Genomic DNA, 19,515 nt, shown 5'->3' with positions numbered 1-19,515 from the left:
CGGGCGGCGTCGGCGCGGGGGAGGAGCCGCGCTACACCGAAGGATGCAGCGGGCTTTCGTCACCGCGGACGAGGCGGCGGGCTCCGGCGGCCGCGAGTCTGGTGGGGGAGAACACGAGGGAAGGGGAACGGGCCATGCTCGTCGCGCTGATCATCGCCTGCGAGGCCGGCTTCTGGGTGCTGCTGGCCGGCGGCCTGGCGCTGCGCTACCTGGCCGGGATGCCGAGGCTCGGAGCCGCGCTTCTGCTGTGCGAGCCGCTGCTGGAACTGGCGCTGCTCGTGGCCAGTGCCGTCGATCTGAGGAACGGCGGCGAGCCGAACTGGCGGCACGGCCTCGCGGCCCTCTACCTCGGCTACACCGTCGGGTACGGGCACTACACCGTCAAGTGGCTCGACGGGCACGCCGCGTACCGCCTCGCCGGGGGGCCGAAGCCGCCCGGGACGAAGTACGGCAAGGAGCGGGCGCGGCACGAGTGGAAGCTGTGGATCCGGACCCTGGTCGCGGTGGCCGTCGCCCTCGGACTGCTCCAGGGCGCGATCTGGTACGCGGGCGGCGCGGCGGACACCTCCGGGCTGCGGGACTGGCAGTTCGGTGCGCTGCGGGCGCTGGTCATCCACGCGGTCGTCGCGGCCACGTACTCGGTGTGGCCCCGCAAGGCGCCGGCGCGCGCGGAAGCGGACCGCGAGCCCGTCGGGAGCGGCCGCTAGCGTTCGCCGCCCGGGACCCACAGGACGTCGCCCACCTCCTTGTTGGCCGTGCGGGCCAGGATGAACAGGAGGTCGGAGAGGCGGTTGAGGTAGGTGGCCGTCAGCGGGTTCATCACCTCGCCGTGCGCCTCCAGCGCCGCCCACGTCGAGCGCTCGGCCCGGCGCACCACCGTGCACGCCTGGTGCAGCAGGGCCGCACCGGGCGTACCGCCGGGGAGGATGAAGCTGCGCAGCTTCTCCAGCCGCTCGTTGAAGAGGTCGCAGTCCGCCTCCAGCCGGTCGATGTAGAACTGCTCCACCCGCAGCGGCGGGTACTGCGGGTTCTCCACCACCGGGGTGCACAGGTCGGCGCCCACGTCGAACAGGTCGTTCTGCACCCTGACCAGGACCTTGACGACCTCCTCCGGCAGCGATCCCAGCGCGATCGCCGTCCCGATCGCGGCGTTGGCCTCGTTGGCGTCGGCGTACGCGGAGATCCGCAGGTCGGTCTTGCGCGTACGGCTCATATCGCCCAGAGCGGTCGTGCCCTGGTCGCCGGTGCGGGTGTAGATGCGCGTGAGGTTCACCATGCCGCAAGGGTAGTGCGGGCCAACTGCGGGCGGCCCGCGCACTGCTGGGCCCTGTGGGTGTGACGTCCGTCATCTGAGACGTGACGCGTGTTACTTCGCGGTCACGGGGCCCCTCACGGACGCTAGTCTCCGCCGGAGAGGCTACGAGGCCGGGTCGTACGAAGAACAACGAGGGGTGTGCAGTGGCTGGGAAGCTCGCCGTCATCGGCGCGGGACTGATGGGTTCCGGGATCGCTCAGGTCTCCGCTCAGGCGGGTTGGGACGTCGTCCTGCGGGACGTCACGGACGCCGCGCTGACCCGGGGCACCGACGGGATCAAAGCCTCGTACGACAAGTTCGTCTCCAAGGGCAAGATGACGGCCGAGGACGCCGAGGCGGCCCTGGCCCGTATCACCACGACCACCGACTTCGACGCGGTCGCCGACGTGGACATCGTCGTCGAGGCCGTCTTCGAGAAGATCGAGGTCAAGCACGAGATCTTCCGCACCCTGGACGAACTGGTCCGCGAGGACACCGTCCTGGCCTCCAACACCTCCGCCATCCCGATCACCAAGATCGCGGCGGTCACCAAGCGCCCGGAGCGGGTCGTCGGCGCGCACTTCTTCTCCCCCGTCCCGATGATGCAGCTCTGCGAGCTGGTCCGCGGCTACAAGACGAGCGACGAAACCCTCGCCACCACGCGGGCGTTCGCCGAGTCGGTCGGCAAGACCTGCATCGTCGTCAACCGCGACGTCGCCGGCTTCGTCACCACCCGCCTGATCTCCGCCCTCGTCGTCGAGGCCGCGAAGCTCTACGAATCGGGCGTGGCCACCGCCGAGGACATCGACATCGCCTGCAAGCTGGGCTTCGGCCACGCGATGGGCCCGCTGGCCACCGCCGACCTCACGGGTGTGGACATCCTGCTGCACGCCACCAGCAACATCTACACCGAGTCCCAGGACGAGAAGTTCGCGCCGCCGGAGCTGATGCGGCGCATGGTCGACGCGGGTGACATCGGCCGCAAGAGCGGCCAGGGCTTCTACAAGCACTGAGCACGTCCGTTCGAATCCCCGCACCCCTACGGGGTGAATTAGGTATCGGTTCGCTCACGGTCGGCAACTTCACCGCCCGCACGGCAGTCACTTGCGGTGAGAGTTGCCGTCCACGAGCCGACAACGACCACGCCCGACCCCACCGACCAACGGAACCGTCGGACCACACACGCACGCAGTACAGCCGGGGAGCACACATGCACATCAGGGGCGACCACGCCGAACTCGCTGTCGGGGGCCGCCTCGACGTGCGCAGCGCGGCGGACGCCCGTACGGCCCTCCACACCGCCCTCGACGACGGCCACGGCGACCTCGTGCTGGACCTGACCGGGCTCGACTCCTGGGACGCGACCGGGCTGGGCGTGATCATGGGAGCCCACCGCCGGGCCGGCCGGACCGGCCGGCGGCTGGTCCTGCGCGGGGTGCCCGACCGGATGCAGCGGCTGCTCGTCGCCACCCGGCTGCACCGCATCCTCGCGATCGAGGGCGGGCTGGAAGCGGAATCGCTTCCGCGGGTCTGATTCCAGGCCCCCGCCCCGGGAAATGGGGGAGCGGGGGCGGGCCGGGCTCGGTTTATATGGACCCATGGTGTCCCCCGACAGACTGATGGCCTTCGCGGCCATGTCGCTCCTGCTGATCGTCATCCCCGGACCGAGTGTGCTCTTCGTGATCGGCCGGGCCCTGGCGCAGGGCCGCCGGGCCGCGCTGACGACGGTGGCCGGGAACACGCTCGGGGCGTACGTGCTCGTCGTGGCCGTGGCCCTCGGGGTCGGGTCGGTCGTCGAGCGCTCGGTGCTCGTCTTCACCGCGCTGAAGCTGGTCGGCGCGGCGTACCTGGTGTACCTGGGCGTCAAGGCCGTACGCCGGCGCGGATCCCTCCACGCGGCCCTCGCCGAGGCGGCCCCCGTGGCGCACGGGGGGCTGCGGACGCTGGGGGAGGGGTTCGTGGTCGGGGTGGCCAACCCCAAGACCATCGTCTTCTTCGCCGCCGTGCTGCCGCAGTTCGTCGACCGCGAGCGGGGCGGGGTCGTGGCGCAGATGCTCGTGCTGGGGCTGGTCTTCAACCTGATCGCGATCGTGTCCGACAGCGTGTGGGGGCTGGTGGCCGCCACCACCCGGGGCTGGCTCGCCCGGTCCCCGCGCCGGCTCTCCCTCGTCGGCGGGGCCGGCGGCCTCACCATGATCGGCCTGGGGGTCGCGGTGGCCGCGACCGGCCGCAAGGACTGAACCCGATACCGCCCGGAGCTGCGGAGTTCCGGCTTCCGCACGAAGGCGCGGGAAACGTAACGGTCCGATGGTGGAGGCACCCCTGCGGTACCGGCACGATCCGGCAGCGTTTAGGGTCGGGCGGAAACCGGACCAGTAGCGACGAGCGGCGCGAGCGAGGCCGGGCGGCAGGAAAGTCGGCGACGGAGCGCGCGACGCGAGGCGGGGGGACGTGGTCATGGACCGTACACAGGCACAGCCGGAGGAGACCCCCCGGCCCGGACCCGCGCCCGCGCCCGGGACTGGCGCCCCGCCGACGGACGGTACGCCGCCGGCGGGAACGGCCGTAGCCCCGGCCGCCGGTGCCGGGGTGGCGGCGGCCGCGGGACCCGTGCGGGTGGTGACGCTGGTCGCCGGGGAGTTCACCGTCACCGTCAACCCCGTCGACGGCAGCGAGATCGAGCCCCACCGCCCCGGGGCCGGACCCGACCCCGGCCGGCGTCCCGCCAAGCGTGACGCCGCGGCCCGCACCGCCCGGGACGCCGCCGCCCGGCCGCCCGGGCTGCCCGTGCCCGCCCGGCCGCTCCTGGAGCGCGCCGAGGAGAAGGAGCGGCTCGTCCGGCTGCTCCAGCGCGGCCGCTCCGTACGGCTGACCGGCCCCGCCGGATCCGGCCGCACCGCCCTGCTCGACGCCGTCGGCCGGGACTGCGCCGGCCTGGCACCCGACGGCGTGATCCGGCTCAGCGGGTACGGCCACCACCAGCCGGCCGAGCTGCTCCACGCCCTCTACTCCGCCGTGTACGACACCGACGGCCGGCGCCCCGACCGTACGGCCCTCCTCGCGCGGGTCCGCGAAATCGGAGCCATCGTGCTCCTGGACGACCTGGAGCTGGGCGGTCCCGCGCTGGACGAGCTGCTGCGCGCCACCCCCGAGTGCGCGTACCTCCTCGCGGCCACCCCCGACGCCAAGGCCCCCTCCGACGACTCCCACCTGGACGAGGTCTTCCTCGGCGGCCTCGGACGCACGGGCTGCACCCAGCTGCTGGAGGAGCTCCTCGGGCGCCCCCTGACCGAGGCGGAGGCCGCCTGGGCCGGGGACCTGCGGTTCGCCTCCGAGGGGCTGCCGCTGCGCTTCGTCCAGGCGGCCGCGCTGCTGCGCCAGCGCGACGAGCTGAACCGGGCCGCCGCCGGGGACGAGGACGAGGAACCCGGCGTCTTCGAGGAACGCCCGCGCGACCCGGTCCCCGTGCCGCTGCCCACCCTGGCCCAGGCCGCGGCCCCCGCCGAGCTGCTGGCCTCCCGGGTGAGCGAGCCGGCCCGCGCCGCCCTGCGCATCGCCTGCGCGCTGGGCGGTGAACTCCCGCACCCCGCGCACCTGCCCGCGCTGGTCGGCGACACCCACGCGGAGGCGGCCGTCGCCGAACTGCTCGGCTGCGGGCTGATCACCCCCGTCGGACCCCGCTACCGGCTCGCCGAGGGGGTCGCACGGCAGCTGGAGGAGGCCGGGTACGGGGGCCCCGGCGCGGAGGAGGCCCGTACGGCGGCCCGGCACTACGCCTGGTGGACCGGGCACGCCTCGGTGACCCCGGAGCGGGTCGCGGCCGAGGCCGACGCGGTGCTCGCCGCGCTGGCCGGGGCCGATGTGGTGGCCGCCGTACTCCTGGCCCGGACGGCGGCCCCGGCCTTCGCGGCCTCGCTGCACTGGGACGCCTGGGAGCGGGTGCTGCGCGCGGGCTCGGAGGCCGCGCGGAAGGCGGGGGAGGTCGCCGAGCAGGCGTACTTCCACCACGAACTCGGGGTGCTCGCCCTGTGCGAGGGGCGCCTGGACCGGGCGCGGGCGGAGCTGGAGGCGTCGATCGGGCTGCGGGGCGCGCTCGCGGACAAGCGCGGGACGGTCGCCGGCCGGCGCGCGCTGGCCCTCGTCACCGACCGCGAGGCCCTGGGCCCCCACCCTTCCCCGCCCCTGCGCCTCCAGGCCCCGCCCCTGACGCCGGGCTCGGGCGGAGCCGTTCCGCCGGCGCCGGGTACGCCGGCCACGGCTGCGGCGCGGCCCTCGGACCCGGACGCGCCCGTTCCGCCGGTCCCGGACGCGTCTGCCGCGCCGTCCTCGGCCTCGGCCTTCCCGCCGGTGCCGGGTGCGACCGTTCGCCCGTCCTCGGGTTCGGCTGTGCCGCCGGGCCCGGGTGGTTCCGCTCCGGCGGAGCCCGGTCCGGCGACGCCCACGGGCCCGGGGGCGTCTGTTTCCCCGCTGCCGCCGAAGGCCGGTGAGGCGGCCGCGGCCCTCCCGTCGGGGGCTGCCACTACCGCACCCCTGCCGGAGGCTTCGGCGCCCACCGCGCCCACGACGAAGCCCGGCAAGCCCGCGCGGCCCGCGCCGGGGTCGGAGGCCGTGACCCAGGTCAACCCGGTGATCCGGCGGGCCCAGCTGCCGCCCCCGGAGACCCCCAAGAACCTCGCGGCGGTGTTCGGCAACGCCTTCCCGCAGCCCGCCCCCGCCCCCGCGAGGCCCGTACCGCCCCGCCCCGCCGGCCCGCACGCCGCGGCGGCCGCACGCGCCCGCAAGCGGCGGACCGCGTTGCTCGGGGCGGCCGGGGTGCTCACGGTGGCGGCGCTCGGCACCGTGATCGGGCTCGCCCTCGCCTCGGGGGGCGCCGCCGAGGACCCCCAGACCCCCTCGGTGACGTCGAGCCCCTCGGCGCCGGTGTCCCCGCACGTCCCGCAGGTGCCCGGCACCGGCGGCGGCGACCCGGCGGCCGATCCGGCGACCCCGCCCGCACCCGGGCAGCTCACCCCCCAGCCCCGCCCCAGCGGCACCCCGTCCCGGGGCACCACCCCGACGGCCACCACCGCCCCGCAGCCCCCGGTGACGCCGACGCCCACCCCGACGCCGACCCCCACGCCGACCCCGACTCCCACGCTCACGCCCACGCCGACCCCCACCCCGACGCCCACGTCCTCGGCGACGGCCTCCGGGGCGGCGACGGACTCCACCGTGAGCCCCCCGACGACCCCGAGCTGACCGACGCGCGACGGCCCCCCGAGCCGGAGCTCGGAGGGCCGTCGGGGGCCTGCGCCGCGTAAGGGGCGTCAGAACAGCCGCAGCTTGTCGTCCTCGATGCCGCGCATGGCGTTGTAGTCCAGGACCACGCAGTCCATGCCCCGGTCGTTGGCCAGAACCCGCGCCTGCGGCTTGATCTCCTGGGCCGCGAAGACACCCCGCACCGGGGCCAGGTGAGGGTCGCGGTTCAGCAGTTCCAGGTACCGGGTCAGCTGCTCGACGCCGTCGATCTCCCCGCGCCGCTTGATCTCCACCGCCACCGTCGCGCCCGACGCGTCCCGGCACAGGATGTCCACCGGGCCGATCGCCGTCATGTACTCGCGCCGGATCAGGGTGTAGCCCTCGCCCAGCGTCTCGATGCGGTCGGCCAGCAGCTCCTGGAGGTGCGCCTCGACGCCGTCCTTGATCAGGCCCGGGTCGGTGCCCAGCTCGTGGGAGGAGTCGTGGAGGACTTCCTCCATGGTGATGATGAGCTTCTCGCCCGCCTTGTTGACGACCGTCCAGACGTTGGCGTCATCCCCGCTCCCCTCCTTGAGGGTGCACGGAGGCGACATCCAGTTGAGCGGTTTGTACGCCCGGTCGTCCGCGTGGATCGAGACACTGCCGTCGGCCTTCACGAGGATCAGACGGGGTGCCGAGGGCAGATGGGCGGTGAGCCGGCCCGCGTAGTCGACGGAGCAGCGGGCAATGACGAGACGCATGGTCGGCAACGCTACTCGACCGACGGGCCTTCACGCGATTCGCCCCTGAAAGCCCCGTTCGCCGATGGCGCGTTGTATGCGCATTCTCCTGGTGCGCCACCCGGCGGGCGCCTACCGTGGTGAGCGGGAGGTTGCCGAGCGTGCACACTGCGTCGCGGCCTCCTTCCCTGCCCGTAAGACTCCGGCAACCCAATCGCCGGGGTCACGAGAGGAGAACCCATGTCGCTCGACGTCTCACCGGCCCTACTCGAACAGGCCGAGCGAGGCGAGGTCGACGAAGCCGCCTTCGTCGACTGCGTCCGGACCTCCCTGCCTTACGCATGGGAGATGATCAGCTCGTTGACGGCCCAGCTGGAGGTTGAGGGCGGAGAGTTCGCCGACAACCAGACGCCGCCGCCGGACGAGCAGGCGCGCGGCCAGCTGCTGCGCGCGCTGGCGAGTGACGCGATACGGGGTGCGCTGCAGCGGCACTTCGGGGTGCGCCTGGCCTTCCAGAACTGCCACCGCGTGGCGGTGTTCCCCATGGACCCCTCGGTGGACGGCCGGCTGGCCAAGTTCACCTCGATCCGAGGCCAGCTGCTCAACCAGTCGCCCGAACTGCGCGACTGCTAGCAGGACCGGTACGCGCTGCCGCTCCGTTTCGCGGGAGGTCCGAAGGCCACCGGAGCGGCAGCCCAGGCCGCGAGGACGGGCCCGAGCCGGGGGCCGTCAGGCCAGCAGGGGCATGACCTCCGCGCCGAGACGCCGGACGTTCTCCTCCGTCGCGGCGAGGTCGCCGGAGCCCTCCGACAGCAGCGCGAAGCGGGTGATGCCCGTACGTTCGGCGGTGGCCGCCAGCCGGGCGGCCGCCAGCTCCGGTGTGCCGACGGGATGCAGATCGCACAGCAGCTCCGTGTAGGCGTGGGGGTCGCGCATGGCGCGGTACCGGCCGTCCACCGTCACATGCGCGTCGAGGCCCTGCCGGAGCCAGCCCGGCATCGCCTTCAGCAGGGTCTCGCGGGCATCGGCCGTACGGTCCGCCAGCTGGCACACCCCGGCCGACACGTGCCCGGCCGCCCGTACGGCGTCCGGCGCGTGCCCGGCCGCCAGCGCGGTCTCCCGCCACAGCGCGACCATGTCCGCCTTGTCCTCGTCCCCGCAGTGCATGCCCAGCAGCATCGGCAGCCCGCGCCGGGCGGCCGTCCGCACCGACTCCGGGGAGGTGCACGCGACGATCACTTCCGGCCCTGTCCCGTCCCCGTCGAGGGACTGGTCCGGGCGCGGGACGACGGCCACCTCGCGGAAGCCGTGCCGCGCGCCGGCCGCCCCCACCCGGGGCTCGGACAGCCAGCGCCGCAGCAGGTCGAGGTCCTCCGGGAACCCGCTCTCGTACGCCTCCAGGCCGCCGCCGAACACCTCCAGGTCCACCCAGGGCCCGCCCCTCCCCACCCCGAGGGTGAACCGGCCGCCGGAGGTGACGTGGAGCAGGGCCGCCTGCTCCCCGAGGGCCACCGGATGGGTGTTCGGCAGCACGCTCACCGCCGTGCCCACCCGCAGCCGCCGCGTCCGCCCCAGCAGCAGCGCGGCCAGCGTCACCGCCGACGGGCAGACCCCGTACGGGACGAAGTGGTGCTCGGCGAGCCAGACCGAGTCCAGTCCGGCCTCCTCGGCCACCACGGCCGTCCGCACCGCCCGGTGCAGTGCCTCCCCCTGCCCCTGGCCCGGGAACTGGGCCGCCAGTACAAAAGCTCCTACGCGCATCGCCCTTGGCCTCCTCGCGGCTGGCGCGGCCTCCCCCAGGTGGACCGGCTCATGACTCGTCGATGGCATCGACGTCTGCTGGCAACAACGTCTGACACGTGCCAAAGGCACGGCCCGACAGGAAAGTTATTGAGATAGTCAGGCCAGTTCCGTTCGCAGGCGGCCCTACACCGAACACCCTGCGGGTACCCCGGCTCGCTGCGCGTAGTCTGGAGGAAAGTCACTGCCCGCAGCCCCTTCGTGAGGTATACGTGTCACCGCGCCACAACCGCCCCAGGGGCGGCGAGACCCCGGACGAACGGCCCGGCTCCGGCTTCGACCGGTACGGACTGGAGCGCACCGAGGAGTACCTGGGCGAGGAGTGGAAGGTCCGGCACGTCGCGGGCGCCAGCGCGGCGGGAAAGCGCTACCGCTGCCCCGGCTGTGACCAGGAAATCCCCTCGGGCACCCCGCATGTGGTGGCCTGGCCCGAGTACGGCGGGGTGGACGACCGGCGGCACTGGCACAAGGCGTGCTGGAACGCGAAGGACCGCCGCACCTCCAAGGTGCAGCGGTCCCGCAACGCGCCGCGGTACTGACCGGCCGGGCCCGCCAGGGCCGCCCGCCCGGCCGCGCCGGTCAGACGTCCCGGCGGCGGACGACGGCGTACGAGCCGGCGACCGCGGCCGCCGTCACCACCACGAGCAGGGTCACCTGCGCGAGGTCGCTGGGCATCGACGCCCCCGCGACCCCGCTGTCCTGCACCCCGAAGAGCTGGAACAGTCCGACGGGCGCGTTGTAGCGGAGCACGAGCCCGCCGATCCCGCTGGTGACCGGCCAGACCAGCAGTATCGACCCGAGCACCGGCGGCATGGTGACCACGCCGAGCATCACCGCGATGGCGCCCGCCGAGTGCCGCACCAGCGCCCCGACCGCCAGGGAGAGCACGCCCAGCAGGGTCACGTAGCAGCAGCCGGCCAGGGCGCCCGCCCACTCGGCGAGGCCGTGCGGCCCGGCGGCGGGCCCGTTGTGCAGGATCGCCGCCCACAGACCGACGAACCCCACCGAGCCGGTGACCGTGGTGAAGGCGACGGCGCCGAACACCAGGTACTTGGCGGTGAGCACCCGCAGCCGGTCGGGGGCGGCGGTGAAGGTGGTACGGATCAGCCCCGTGCCGAACTCCGAGGTGATCGTCAGCACCCCGAGCACGATCACGGCGATCTGCCCGACCATCAGCCCGAAGAGGGCGGGCGAGGTGTAGGGCAGGTTCGCGTAGTCACGGGACGCGGTCTGGATGACGGCCAGCAGGCCGACGCCGACGACCAGGGCCACGAGGGAGCCGAGCGTCCACAGGGTGGAGCGCACGGAGGTCAGCTTGGTCCACTCCGAGGCCAGCGCGTGCCCCAGGTGCGGCCGCGGCGTGGGCAGCGGCGAGCGGTAGGCGGCGGACCCGCCCGGCTCCGCCGCCTCGGTCGCGCTCGCCGTCGGCTTCCCGGCGGGGGTGGTGCTCATCGGGGTTCCTCGGGGGTGGGCTGGGGGGAGGGGGCCAGATCGGCGGCGCTGTCCGGCATCAGGAAGGGCCGCTGCCGCGGTCCCGGGGGCGGGGGAGCGAAGAAGCTCGCCGCCGTCTCGGGTGCGACGGCCGCCGCCGGCGCCTCCTCCTCCCAGGCGGGGACGGACAGCGGCTCGGGCTCCCACAGCTCGGCCCGGGGGTCCTCGCTGGAGGTGTACTCGACGGCGGTTTGGGTCATGCGCATGTACGCCTCCTCCAGCGAGGCCCGGTGCGGGGACAGCTCCCACAGCCGTACGCCGGCCCCGTGCGCGAGGTCGCTGATGCGAGGGAGCTCCAGCCCGGTGACGCGCAGCGCCCCGTCGGGCTCCTGGAGCACCCGGCCGCCCGCCCCGGTGAGGGCGGCCGCCAGGGTGCGGAGGTCTGCGGGGTCCCCGTCGGCGGCGCGGACCCGCGCGAATCCGGCCGAGTTGCGGGTGATGAAGTCCTGGGTGCTCATGTCGGCCAGCAGCCGGCCCCGGCCGATGACGATCAGGTGGTCGGCGGTCAGGGCCATCTCGCTCATCAGGTGCGAGGAGACGAAGACGGTGCGGCCCTCGGCGGCGAGCTGCCGCATGAGGGTGCGGACCCAGAGGATGCCCTCGGGGTCGAGGCCGTTGACCGGCTCGTCGAAGAGGAGCACCTGCGGGTCGCCGAGGAGGGCGGCCGCGATGCCGAGCCGCTGGCCCATGCCGAGCGAGAAGCCCTTCGTCCGCTGGCGGGCCGCCCCCTGGAGGCCGACCACGCCGAGGACCTCGTCCACCCGCTTCTCGGGGATCCCGGAGAGCTGGGCGATGGCCAGCAGGTGGGTGCGGGCCCGGCGGCCGCCGTGGACGGCTTTGGCGTCGAGGAGGGCGCCGACGTGCCGCTGGGCGTTCGGCAGCTCCCGGAAGGGGAGGCCGTTGATCGTGACCTGGCCCGAGGTGGGCCGGTCCAGGCCGAGGATCATGCGCATGGTGGTCGACTTGCCGGAGCCGTTGGGGCCGAGGAAGCCGGTCACATGGCCGGGCCGGACCTGGAAGGACAGCTGGTCGACGGCCGTCTTGCTGCCGAAACGCTTCGTCAGGCCGACTGCCTCGATCATCGTGCTGCCCCTTGCCGGCCCCGGACGGCTCTCGCCCGCCTATGCATAAAGAGGATATCGAGCCCTGGCCGGTTCCCTCCCTGGCCGGATCCCTGAGCTGTCCCTGAGATCCGGCCCGGGGTTCTCCCGTAGTACGTGAGGTGTCCGCCTCGGGGCGGACGGGCCGGTCAGGCGTCCCGCTTGCGCAGGACCAGCCAGCCGCCGAGCACGGCGGCGACCACCCACAAGACCATGATCCCGAGTCCGCCCCAGGGGCCGTAGGGGGCCTGGACCTGGTCCATGGCGTCCGGCACGGTCTGCATGATCTTGGACCCGGCCTGGTCCGGGAAGTACTGGGCCACCGTCCGGGTCGAGGCGAAGGCGTGCAGGATGGTCGAGATCAGGAAGAAGAACGGCATCAGGATGCCCAGCGCCAGGATCGAGCTGCGCAGCGCCGTGGCCACGCCCATCGAGAACAGCGCGATCAGGGCCATGTAGAGGCCGGCCCCGATCACGGCGCGCAGGGCGTGCTCCTCGCCGATGCCCGCGCCGTGCTCGCCCAGCAGCGCCTGGCCGAGGAAGAAGGACAGGAAGCTGGTGGCGAGCCCCACGGCGAGGGCGAGGGCGGTGGCCACCGTGAGCTTGCCGGCCAGCAGGCTCCCGCGGCGCGGTACGGCGGCCAGGGAGGTGCGGATCATTCCCGAGCTGTACTCGGTGCCGACGACCAGCACACCGAAGACGATCATGGCGAGCTGGCCGAGGGACATCCCGGCGAAGCTGATCATGATCGGGTCGAAGGTGAGCTTCTCGGTGTCGCTCATCTCCGCGAAGCGGGAGGCGGTGAAGGAGCACAGCAGGGCGCCGAGCCCGACCGTGACGAGCAGGGCGCAGGCCAGGGTCCAGGTGGTGGAGGCGACCGTGCGGATCTTGGTCCACTCGGAGCGCAGGACGGCGGGGAAGGAGGCCATGGTCACTGGCCCCCCTGCCGGCGGGCCTGGGCGTGGTACTCGACGGAGTCCGCCGTCATGCGCATGAACGCTTCCTCCAGTGAGGCCCGTTGCGGGCTGAGTTCGTGCAGCACGATCTGGTGCTGGGCGGCGAGTTCGCCGAGCCGCTCGCTCGTGACGCCGTCGATTTCCAGGGCGCCGGTGGCGGGGACGCTGATCGCGGCGATACCGGCCTCGTGGAGGACGTCCCGCAGGCGCTCCTGCTGGGGCGAGCGCAGCCGTACGTAACTGCGGGAGTTCTGCTGGATGAAATCCGCCATCGACAAGTCGGCGAGCAGCTTTCCCTGTCCGATGACCACCAAATGGTCCGCCGTCAGCGCCATTTCGCTCATCAGATGGGAGGAGACGAAGATCGTTCTTCCCTCGGAGGCCAGACCCTTCATCAGATTGCGGATCCAGAGAATTCCCTCGGGGTCCAGACCATTGACGGGTTCGTCGAACATGAGGATCTCCGGATCCCCCAGCAGTGCGGCAGCGATTCCCAGCCGCTGGCCCATTCCGAGCGAAAATCCTTTCGACTTCTTCCGTGCCACCGGCGTCAGCCCGACCAGGTCCAGCACCTCGTCGACCCGGCCGGCCGGGATCCGGTTCGACTGGGCCAGGCAGAGCAGGTTGTTGTAGGCGCTGCGGCCGCCGTGCATGGCCTTGGCGTCCAGCAGCGCCCCGATGTGCTTCAGCGGCTCCTTGAGCTCCCGGTAGTGCTTCCCGTCGATCCGGACCGTGCCGCTGGTCGGATGGTCGAGGTCCAGCATCATGCGCATGGTCGTCGACTTCCCGGCGCCGTTCGGGCCGAGGAAGCCGGTCACCGTCCCCGGCCTGACCTGGAAGCTGAGGTGGTCCACGGCGGTCTTCGCGCCGAATCGTTTGGTGAGGCCCTCTAGCTCGATCATGCGGCCACGCTAGAACGGCGAAGGGCCGTACGTCACCTTGGAAGGGTGAGGTACGGCCCTGCGTGTCCGGCTTCGCCACCGGTGAAGGATCCGCGTGCGCACGGGGGTTACCGCACGCGGGGGCGAGACGGCTGCTAGCGGGTCTGCTGCGCCGGGACGCCGCGGGTGACCGGCTCGTCGTCGATCGGGGAGCCGGCGGCGGCCACGGCGGCGCCGGTCAGCGTCGCCAGCATCTCGCGGACGTTGGTCAGCTGGGCGTTGATGGAGTCGCGGCGGTTGGTGAGGGCCGCCAGCTCGCGCTCGGACTCGCTGCGGATGCGGTCGGCCTTGGCGTTGGCGTCGGCGACGATGTCCTCGGCCTGGCGCTGCGCGGTCTCCACCGTCTGGCGGGCCCGGCGCTCGGCGTCCGTGCGGAGCTTCTCGGCCTCCAGGCGCAGCTGCTCGGCGCGGTGCTCGATCTCCGCGAGGCGCTTCTCGGCCTTCTGTTGACGCGAGGCCAGGTCGCGCTCGGACTGCTCGCGCCGCTTGGCCAGGTTGGTCTCGAAGTCCGCGGCGGCCTGAGCGGCCTTGGCGCGGGTCTCCTCGAAGAGGGCGTCGGCCTCCTCGCGCTTGGAGGCGGCGTCCTTCTGGGCCTCGGCGCGCAGGGTGGCGGCGTCGCCCTTGGCCTTCTCGACGATGCGGACGCCCTCGTCCTCCGCCTTCGTCTTGCGGTCCGCGGCGAACGACTCGGCGTCGTTGCGCACCTGCTGCGCGGCGGACTCGGCCAGCTCACGGTGCTGCTCGGCCGCGCGGCGGGCCTCCTCGCGCAGGTCCTTCGCCTCTTCCTCGGCCAGCCGCAGGATCTTCTCGACCCGGGCGCCGAGCCCGGCGTACGACGGCTCGGCGTCGCTCACCTGGGCCTGGGCGTTCTGCGTTTCGAGGTGCAGCTCCTCGATCCGCTTTTCCAGGGCGTTGATACGGCCGAGGGCGCTGTCCCGGTCGGCGACCAGCTTGGTAATGCGGTCGTCCACCTGACCGCGGTCGTAACCACGCCGCACGAGCTCGAAGCCGAAGGGGGAGGAAGTGTCGCTCATGGGGATCCTGTCGAATGAGACCGATGAGGTGCTACGTGAGGTGTTAAGGGGAATCCTAGGCGCCAGGGCGGCGTGTCATCGAGTCAATCCGTGTTTGCCCTGGACAATGACACCCCTTTTGAGTGGCAAGGCGACGGAATGATGGTCACTCCTTCGACTGAACCTCCCTCGGAAGCACACATCCCGCGGAGCGACTACCCCTCTGACGCCTTGCCACCCGAACGAGTGGACCCCGCTGATGCGCCGGCCTTCACGCCCCCCGCACCCTGGCCGCCCGAGGCGGGCTTTCCGCCACCCGACGGTGCCTCGAAAGATTCCAACGCCTCAAGAACGTCCTGGACACGGGAGATCTCCGCCTGAATGTCCTCGCGCCTGCGCACCAGGACCTCCAGCTCACGCCGCCCCTCGTCCACGAGCCGCTCGGCCTCGGCCTGCGCCTCCGCGAGCACCTTCTCGGCCTGCCGCGACAGCTCCGCCTTCTTGGTCTCGGCCTCCTTGAGCAGGGTCTCGGCCTTGCGCACGGCCGCGATACGGACCTTGCTGGCCTCGCTGTTCGCGTCCGCCACCAGCTCCTTGGCCTTCGCCTCCGCCTCGGCGCTCTGCTCGGTCGCCGCGCGCACCAGCTTGTCCACGCGCTCGCCGGCCGACTTCATCTGCTCCGCCGACTCCCGGCGGGCCCGCTCGTGCAGCTCCTCGACCTCGGACTCCACCCGGGCCCGCAGCTCCTCCGCCCGCTCCCTTATGGCGGCGGCGTCGCTGCGCGCCCCGACCAGCAGCTCGTCGGCGTCGGTACGGGCCTTCTCCACCAGGGAGTTGCCCTCGACGGTCGCCTCCGAGGTGATCCGCAGCGCCTCCTTGCGCGCCGCGTCCACCATCGCGTCGGCCTGCTCCTCGGCCGCCGTGGTGGCCGCCAGGGCCTGCCGGGCCGCGTCCGTGGTGAGCTTGTCGGCCTCCGCCGCGGCCTCCGTGATGAGCCGGTCCACCTGCTCCGCGGCCTCGCTGCGGCGCTTGTTGGCCTCCTCGCGCGCCTCGTCCAGCGCCCGCTCGGCCTCCTCGCGGGCCTGCGTGCGGGTACGGTCCGCCTCGGTGGCCGCCTCCGCCTTGACCCGCTCCGCCTCGGCGCGGGTCCGCGTCGCGTGCTCCTGCGCCGAAGCCAGCGCCTCCGCCGCCTCCGCGCGCAGCCGCTCCGCCTCGGTGGCCGCCTCGCCGACCGTGCGCTCGTTGTCCTTGCGGGTCTGCTCGGTGAGCTTCTCCGCCTCCGACACCGCCTCGGTGATGAGCCGGTCCGCCTGCTCGGCGGCGTCGCCGCGCAGCCGGTTGCCCTCCGCGCGGGCCTCGTCGAGGGTCTGCCCGGCCTCGCGCTCGGCGGCCGCCAGGGTCTCGTCGGCCGCGGCCGTGACGCGCTCCGCCTCCGCGGTGGCCTCGCCGATGATCCGGCCGCCCTCCGTGCGGGCCTCGTCCAGGGCCTGCGCCGCCTCGGCGCGCATCCGGTCGGCCTCCGCCGCGGCCTCGCCGACGGTACGTTCGTTGGCCGCGCGGGTCTCCTCGATGAGCCGGTCGCCCTCCGCGCGGGAGTCCACCAGGATCCTGGCCGAATCCCGCTCGGCCGCGGCCAGCGTCGCCGCGGCCTGCGCCGTGAGCTTCTCCGCCTCGGCGGCGGCCTCGGTGATGAGCCGGTCCGCCTGCTCGGCGGCGTCGCTGCGCAGCCGGTTGGCCTCGGCGCGCGCCTCGTCCAGGGCGGCCCGCGCCTGCGCGCGGGCGTCCTCCGCCGCCTCCTGGGCCGTGGTGGTGAGCCGCTCGGCCTCCGCCGCGGCCTCGCCGACCGTCAGCTCGTTGGCCGCGCGGGTCTCCTCCGTCAGCCGCTCCGCCTCGGCGGCGGCCTCGGTGATGAGCCGGTCCGCCTGCTCCGCGGCCTCGCTGCGCAGCCGGTTGGCCTCGGCGCGCGCCTCGTCCAGGACCGCGTCGGCCTCGGCGCGGGTGGCCTCGGCCGCCTCCTGCGCCTGCGCCGTCAGCCGCTCCGCCTCGGCGGTGGCCTGCTCGGCCGTGGCGGCGTTCGCGGCCAGGGTCTCCTCGGTGAGGCGCTCGGCCTCCGCCGTCGCCTCGGCGGTGATCCGGGCACCCTCGGCGCGGGCGGCCTCCAGGGACTCCGCAGCCTCGCCACGGATCCGGTTGGCGTCGTCCCGGGCGTCCGCCCGGGTGCGCGCCGCGTTCTGCTCGGCGGCCGCCAGGGCGTCGGTGGCCTCCGTACGGACCCGCTGCGCGTACTCGGCGGTGTCGGCGCGCAGCTGCTCCGCCTCGGCGATGGCGTCGCCGACGGTCCGCTCGGCCAGGGCCTTCGCCGCGTCCGTCTCGGCCTTGGCCTCGGCACGCACCCGGGCCGCGTCCTCGGCGGCCCGCTCCCGCTCGGCGTGGGCGTCGGCGCGGACCCGGTCCGCCTCCTCCTGCGCCTCGCCGCGGGTGCGCTCCGCCGCGTGCTCGGCGGCGCTGCGCAGCCCGGCGATCTCCTCCTCGGCCTGCTCGTGCAGCCCGGCCACGGAGTCCCGTACCTGCTGGGCGGTGGCCTCGGCCGCCGCGACCAGCTCCGATGCGCGGCGCTCCGCCTCCTCGGTCAGGCGGGCCGCCTCGGCCTGCGCCTCCTCCGAGCGCTTGCGGGCCTGCGCCAGCAGCTCCTCGCTCTCCTCGCGGGCCTGGGCCCGCTCGTTGCCCGCGTCCGTACGGGCCGCCGACAGGGTCTCCTCGGCCTCCCGGCGCCGACGCGCGGCCTCCTCCTGGGCGGCGGCGAGGGCCTCCGCGGCCTCCTCGGCCACCCGCTCGGCCGCGGCCTTCGCCTCCGCGCGCAGCCGGTCCGCGGTCTCCTGCGCCTCCGTGCGCACCCGCTCGGCCTCGGCCTCCGCCTCGGCGCGCAGCCGTACGGAGACCAGCTCGGCCTCCGCGCGGACCCGGCCGGCGTCCTGCGCGGCCTCGGAACGCAGCTGCTCGGCCTCCGCCTCCGCCTGGCCCTGGAGGGTGCGGATCCGCTCCGCCGACTCGGCGCGCAGCCGGTCGCTCTCCTCGGTGGTCTCCTTGCGGATGTTCTCCGCCGCCAGCCGGGACTCGCGCAGCGTCTGCTCGGCCGACACCAGGCGTGCCTCGGCCTCCGACGCCAGCCGCGCCAGCTCCGCGTCGGCCTCGGCCCGCTTGGCCGCCAGGGCCTGCTCGGTCTCCTCGCGCCGCGCCCGGGCCGCCGCGTCCGCCTCGGCGGCGAGCGCCTCCGCCCGCTCCTCGGCCTCGGCGCGCAGCCGCTCCGCCTCGGCGCGGGTGCGCTCCAGGGTCTCCTCGGCCTGCCGGCGCAGGGTGGTGGCCCGCTCCACGGCCTCGGCACGCACCCGCTCGCTGTCGGCGCTCGCGCCCGAACGCAGCTCGTCGGCATCGGCCTTGGCCTTGCCCAGCAGCTCCTCGGCGGTCTTGGCCGCCTCCTCGATCTGCCCGACCGCCTCGCGGCGCGCCTCGCCCCGGATCCGCTCGCCCTCGGCGACGGCCTCGGCACGCAGCTGCTCGGCCTCGCCGCGCAGCCGCCGCGCCTCCTCCTGGAGTTCGACCGTACGGGCCCGGTACTCCTCGGTGTCGTCCTTCGCGGCGCCCTTGAGCTCCGCTGCCGCGTTCGCCGCCTGGGCGCGCAGCCGTTCCGCCTCGGCCTCCGCCTCGCGGCGGATCCGCTCGGCCTCCTCGGAGGCGGCGCGGGTGGTCGCCCGGGCGTCCTCCGACGCCTTGTTCAGCACGTCCTCGGCGGTACGGGCCGCCTTCGCCAGCTTCGCCGACATCTCCTCGGCGGCGGCCGTACGGGCCTGCTCGGCGGCCTCGGTGCGCAGCCGCTCCGCCTCCGCGCGGGCGTCGGCCAGCGCGTGCTCGGCCTCGGCCTTGAGGACCTCGGCCTCCTTGGTGGCCTCGCCGACCAGCCGGGCCACCTGCTCCTTGGCGGTACGGGTGCGCTGCTCGTTGAGGGACTCGGCGGAGGCGAGCTGCCGGGCGGCGCTCTCCTTGGCCTCCGCGAGCAGGGTCTCCGCCTCCGCCCGGGCCGCGCGCAGCGCCCCGTCGGCCTCCTGGACCCGCGCCTCGGCCACCCGGCCGAGGTCCAGGGTCTGCTGCCGGGTCTGCTCGGCCTCGGCGGTGGTGGTCGAGCGCAGCCGCTCGGCGTGCTCGGTGGCCTCCTGGGCCTGCGCGGAGGCGGCGGCCAGCAGCCGCTCGGCCTCCTTGCGGGCGCGCAGCAGCGCGGCCTCTGCCTCGGCGCGGGCCGCCTCGGCGTCGGCGGCGAGCCGGCGGCGGGCCTCCTCGGCGGTACGGGCGGCCTCGGCGCGGGCGGCGTTCAGGGCCTGCTCGGCCTCGGCGCGGGACTCCTCCATGAGCCGGCGGGCCTGGGCCTCGGTACGGGCGCGCAGCTGCTCGGCCCAGGCGACGTTCTCGTTGACGTGCGCCTCGACGGTCTGGCGGCGCTCGTTGAGCTCCTGGTCCAGGCGCTGGCGGCGGTTGACGGCCTCGGCGTGCAGCTCGGCCTGGAGGCGCGCCTGGTGCTCGGCGTGCTCCTGGAGGATGCGCTGGGTCTGGGCCCGGGCGTCGCGCAGTTCGCGCTCGGCGTCGGAGCGCATCTGGTCGGCCTGGATCTGGGCATTGCGCAGCAGCTGCTCCGCCTGGTATCCCATGTCAGCGCCGTCGTAGGCGGGCCGGGAGGCGAGGGCGCGGCGCACCTCGTGGAGCTTGGCCCGCAGCACCTCGACCTGGTAGCCCAGGTCCTCGGCGTGCTGGACGGCCTTCCCGCGCTCCTTCCTCAGCCGCTCCATCTCGGCTTCGAGGCGCGTGAGATGGTCGGCTTCAGCCTGATGGCTCTCCTGGCTTTCGTAGCCGAGCACAGCGCGGTCCCGTCCGTCCCCTGGTCGCAAGCTCACGTTCAATTGAGCATCGCTCGCCC

16 protein-coding genes are annotated in these 19,515 nt (G+C 74.1%); 7 read left to right on the top strand and 9 right to left on the bottom strand.

Annotated features, from left to right (window positions below; genetic code table 11):
• Positions 1–134 precede the first annotated feature (134 nt).
• Positions 135–707, top strand: a complete 573-nt coding sequence (locus tag ABZ716_RS01565) for a hypothetical protein (RefSeq protein ID WP_358955642.1) — start codon at positions 135–137, stop codon at positions 705–707.
• Here the strand turns inward: ABZ716_RS01565 and ABZ716_RS01560 are convergent.
• Entirely contained in the window at positions 704–1,276 is a 573-nt protein-coding gene (locus ABZ716_RS01560) for a cob(I)yrinic acid a,c-diamide adenosyltransferase (RefSeq protein ID WP_358812487.1), read from the bottom strand. The genes ABZ716_RS01565 and ABZ716_RS01560 overlap by 4 nt on opposite strands.
• 182 nt (positions 1,277–1,458) lie before the next feature.
• On the opposite strand from ABZ716_RS01560, the gene ABZ716_RS01555 reads away from it, so the two are divergent.
• The 4 genes from ABZ716_RS01555 (at position 1,459) to ABZ716_RS01540 (ending at position 6,532) form a co-directional block, all read left to right on the top strand.
• Positions 1,459–2,307: a 3-hydroxyacyl-CoA dehydrogenase family protein gene (locus ABZ716_RS01555; protein ID WP_351879067.1), complete on the top strand. Its 849-nt coding sequence runs from the start codon at positions 1,459–1,461 to the stop codon at positions 2,305–2,307.
• Positions 2,308–2,504: 197 nt separating this feature from the next.
• The gene (locus tag ABZ716_RS01550) at positions 2,505–2,828 is read left to right on the top strand and encodes an STAS domain-containing protein (protein WP_344165298.1); all 324 of its coding nucleotides are present in this window, start codon (positions 2,505–2,507) and stop codon (positions 2,826–2,828) included.
• 64 nt (positions 2,829–2,892) lie between these two features.
• The gene (locus ABZ716_RS01545; RefSeq protein ID WP_355965148.1) at positions 2,893–3,534 is read left to right on the top strand and encodes a LysE family translocator; all 642 of its coding nucleotides are present in this window, start codon (positions 2,893–2,895) and stop codon (positions 3,532–3,534) included.
• A gap of 217 nt (positions 3,535–3,751) precedes the next feature.
• Positions 3,752–6,532, top strand: a complete 2,781-nt coding sequence (locus ABZ716_RS01540) for an ATP-binding protein (RefSeq protein WP_358955640.1) — start codon at positions 3,752–3,754, stop codon at positions 6,530–6,532.
• Between the two features lie 68 nt (positions 6,533–6,600).
• Here ABZ716_RS01540 and nucS read toward each other — a convergent pair whose 3' ends face one another.
• Entirely contained in the window at positions 6,601–7,272 is a 672-nt protein-coding gene (gene nucS / locus ABZ716_RS01535; RefSeq protein ID WP_358812485.1) for an endonuclease NucS, read from the bottom strand.
• A gap of 219 nt (positions 7,273–7,491) precedes the next feature.
• Between nucS and ABZ716_RS01530 the strand changes: the two genes are divergently transcribed.
• Positions 7,492–7,884, top strand: a complete 393-nt coding sequence (locus ABZ716_RS01530) for an SCO5389 family protein (RefSeq protein WP_351879054.1) — start codon at positions 7,492–7,494, stop codon at positions 7,882–7,884.
• 96 nt (positions 7,885–7,980) lie between these two features.
• Here the strand turns inward: ABZ716_RS01530 and ABZ716_RS01525 are convergent, their stop codons facing one another.
• Positions 7,981–9,012 carry an LLM class flavin-dependent oxidoreductase gene (locus ABZ716_RS01525; RefSeq protein WP_358955637.1) on the bottom strand — a complete coding sequence of 344 codons (1,032 nt, stop codon included), beginning with the start codon at positions 9,010–9,012 and terminating at the stop codon, positions 7,981–7,983.
• Positions 9,013–9,263: 251 nt separating this feature from the next.
• Between ABZ716_RS01525 and ABZ716_RS01520 the strand changes: the two genes are divergently transcribed.
• Positions 9,264–9,590, top strand: a complete 327-nt coding sequence (locus ABZ716_RS01520) for an ATP/GTP-binding protein (RefSeq protein ID WP_351879048.1) — start codon at positions 9,264–9,266, stop codon at positions 9,588–9,590.
• 40 nt (positions 9,591–9,630) lie between these two features.
• On the opposite strand, the gene ABZ716_RS01515 is transcribed toward ABZ716_RS01520, so the two are convergent.
• From ABZ716_RS01515 to scy, 6 genes are all read right to left on the bottom strand, one after another.
• Positions 9,631–10,503, bottom strand: a complete 873-nt coding sequence (locus tag ABZ716_RS01515) for an ABC transporter permease (protein ID WP_358955634.1) — start codon at positions 10,501–10,503, stop codon at positions 9,631–9,633.
• Positions 10,500–11,624, bottom strand: a complete 1,125-nt coding sequence (locus ABZ716_RS01510) for an ABC transporter ATP-binding protein (RefSeq protein ID WP_358955631.1) — start codon at positions 11,622–11,624, stop codon at positions 10,500–10,502. The genes ABZ716_RS01515 and ABZ716_RS01510 overlap by 4 nt, the downstream gene beginning before the upstream one ends.
• 167 nt (positions 11,625–11,791) lie before the next feature.
• Entirely contained in the window at positions 11,792–12,571 is a 780-nt protein-coding gene (locus ABZ716_RS01505; protein WP_358955629.1) for an ABC transporter permease subunit, read from the bottom strand.
• Positions 12,572–12,573: 2 nt separating this feature from the next.
• A complete protein-coding gene (locus tag ABZ716_RS01500) occupies positions 12,574–13,500 on the bottom strand; it encodes an ABC transporter ATP-binding protein (RefSeq protein ID WP_351879035.1) in 927 nt (308 codons plus the stop codon).
• Between the two features lie 134 nt (positions 13,501–13,634).
• Positions 13,635–14,573 (bottom strand): cellulose-binding protein, encoded by a 939-nt coding sequence (locus ABZ716_RS01495; protein WP_351879032.1) that lies wholly within the window; start codon positions 14,571–14,573, stop codon positions 13,635–13,637.
• Positions 14,574–14,767: 194 nt separating this feature from the next.
• On the bottom strand, positions 14,768–19,456 hold the full coding sequence (scy, locus tag ABZ716_RS01490) for a polarized growth protein Scy (protein WP_358955626.1): 4,689 nt from the start codon (positions 19,454–19,456) through the stop codon (positions 14,768–14,770).
• Positions 19,457–19,515 lie beyond the last annotated feature (59 nt).

The organism is Streptomyces sp. NPDC006687 (assembly GCF_040636215.1).
GTDB lineage: Bacteria > Actinomycetota > Actinomycetes > Streptomycetales > Streptomycetaceae > Streptomyces.
Note: the sequence above shows the minus strand (reverse complement) of the source record. Positions and strands in the feature narration are given on the sequence as shown.

Bases quoted from the DNA above. Each gene is read 5' to 3' on its own strand.
- ABZ716_RS01560 (WP_358812487.1), bottom strand. From the start codon at position 1,276: ATGGTGAACCTCACGCGCATCTACACCCGCACCGGCGACCAGGGCACG.
- nucS (WP_358812485.1), bottom strand. From the start codon at position 7,272: ATGCGTCTCGTCATTGCCCGCTGCTCCGTCGACTACGCGGGCCGGCTC.
- ABZ716_RS01500 (WP_351879035.1), bottom strand. From the start codon at position 13,500: ATGATCGAGCTAGAGGGCCTCACCAAACGATTCGGCGCGAAGACCGCC.
- ABZ716_RS01565 (WP_358955642.1), top strand. From the start codon at position 135: ATGCTCGTCGCGCTGATCATCGCCTGCGAGGCCGGCTTCTGGGTGCTG.
- ABZ716_RS01540 (WP_358955640.1), top strand. From the start codon at position 3,752: ATGGACCGTACACAGGCACAGCCGGAGGAGACCCCCCGGCCCGGACCC.
- ABZ716_RS01515 (WP_358955634.1), bottom strand. From the start codon at position 10,503: ATGAGCACCACCCCCGCCGGGAAGCCGACGGCGAGCGCGACCGAGGCG.
- ABZ716_RS01495 (WP_351879032.1), bottom strand. From the start codon at position 14,573: ATGAGCGACACTTCCTCCCCCTTCGGCTTCGAGCTCGTGCGGCGTGGT.
- ABZ716_RS01505 (WP_358955629.1), bottom strand. From the start codon at position 12,571: ATGGCCTCCTTCCCCGCCGTCCTGCGCTCCGAGTGGACCAAGATCCGC.
- ABZ716_RS01545 (WP_355965148.1), top strand. From the start codon at position 2,893: ATGGTGTCCCCCGACAGACTGATGGCCTTCGCGGCCATGTCGCTCCTG.
- ABZ716_RS01550 (WP_344165298.1), top strand. From the start codon at position 2,505: ATGCACATCAGGGGCGACCACGCCGAACTCGCTGTCGGGGGCCGCCTC.
- ABZ716_RS01525 (WP_358955637.1), bottom strand. From the start codon at position 9,012: ATGCGCGTAGGAGCTTTTGTACTGGCGGCCCAGTTCCCGGGCCAGGGG.
- ABZ716_RS01530 (WP_351879054.1), top strand. From the start codon at position 7,492: ATGTCGCTCGACGTCTCACCGGCCCTACTCGAACAGGCCGAGCGAGGC.
- ABZ716_RS01510 (WP_358955631.1), bottom strand. From the start codon at position 11,624: ATGATCGAGGCAGTCGGCCTGACGAAGCGTTTCGGCAGCAAGACGGCC.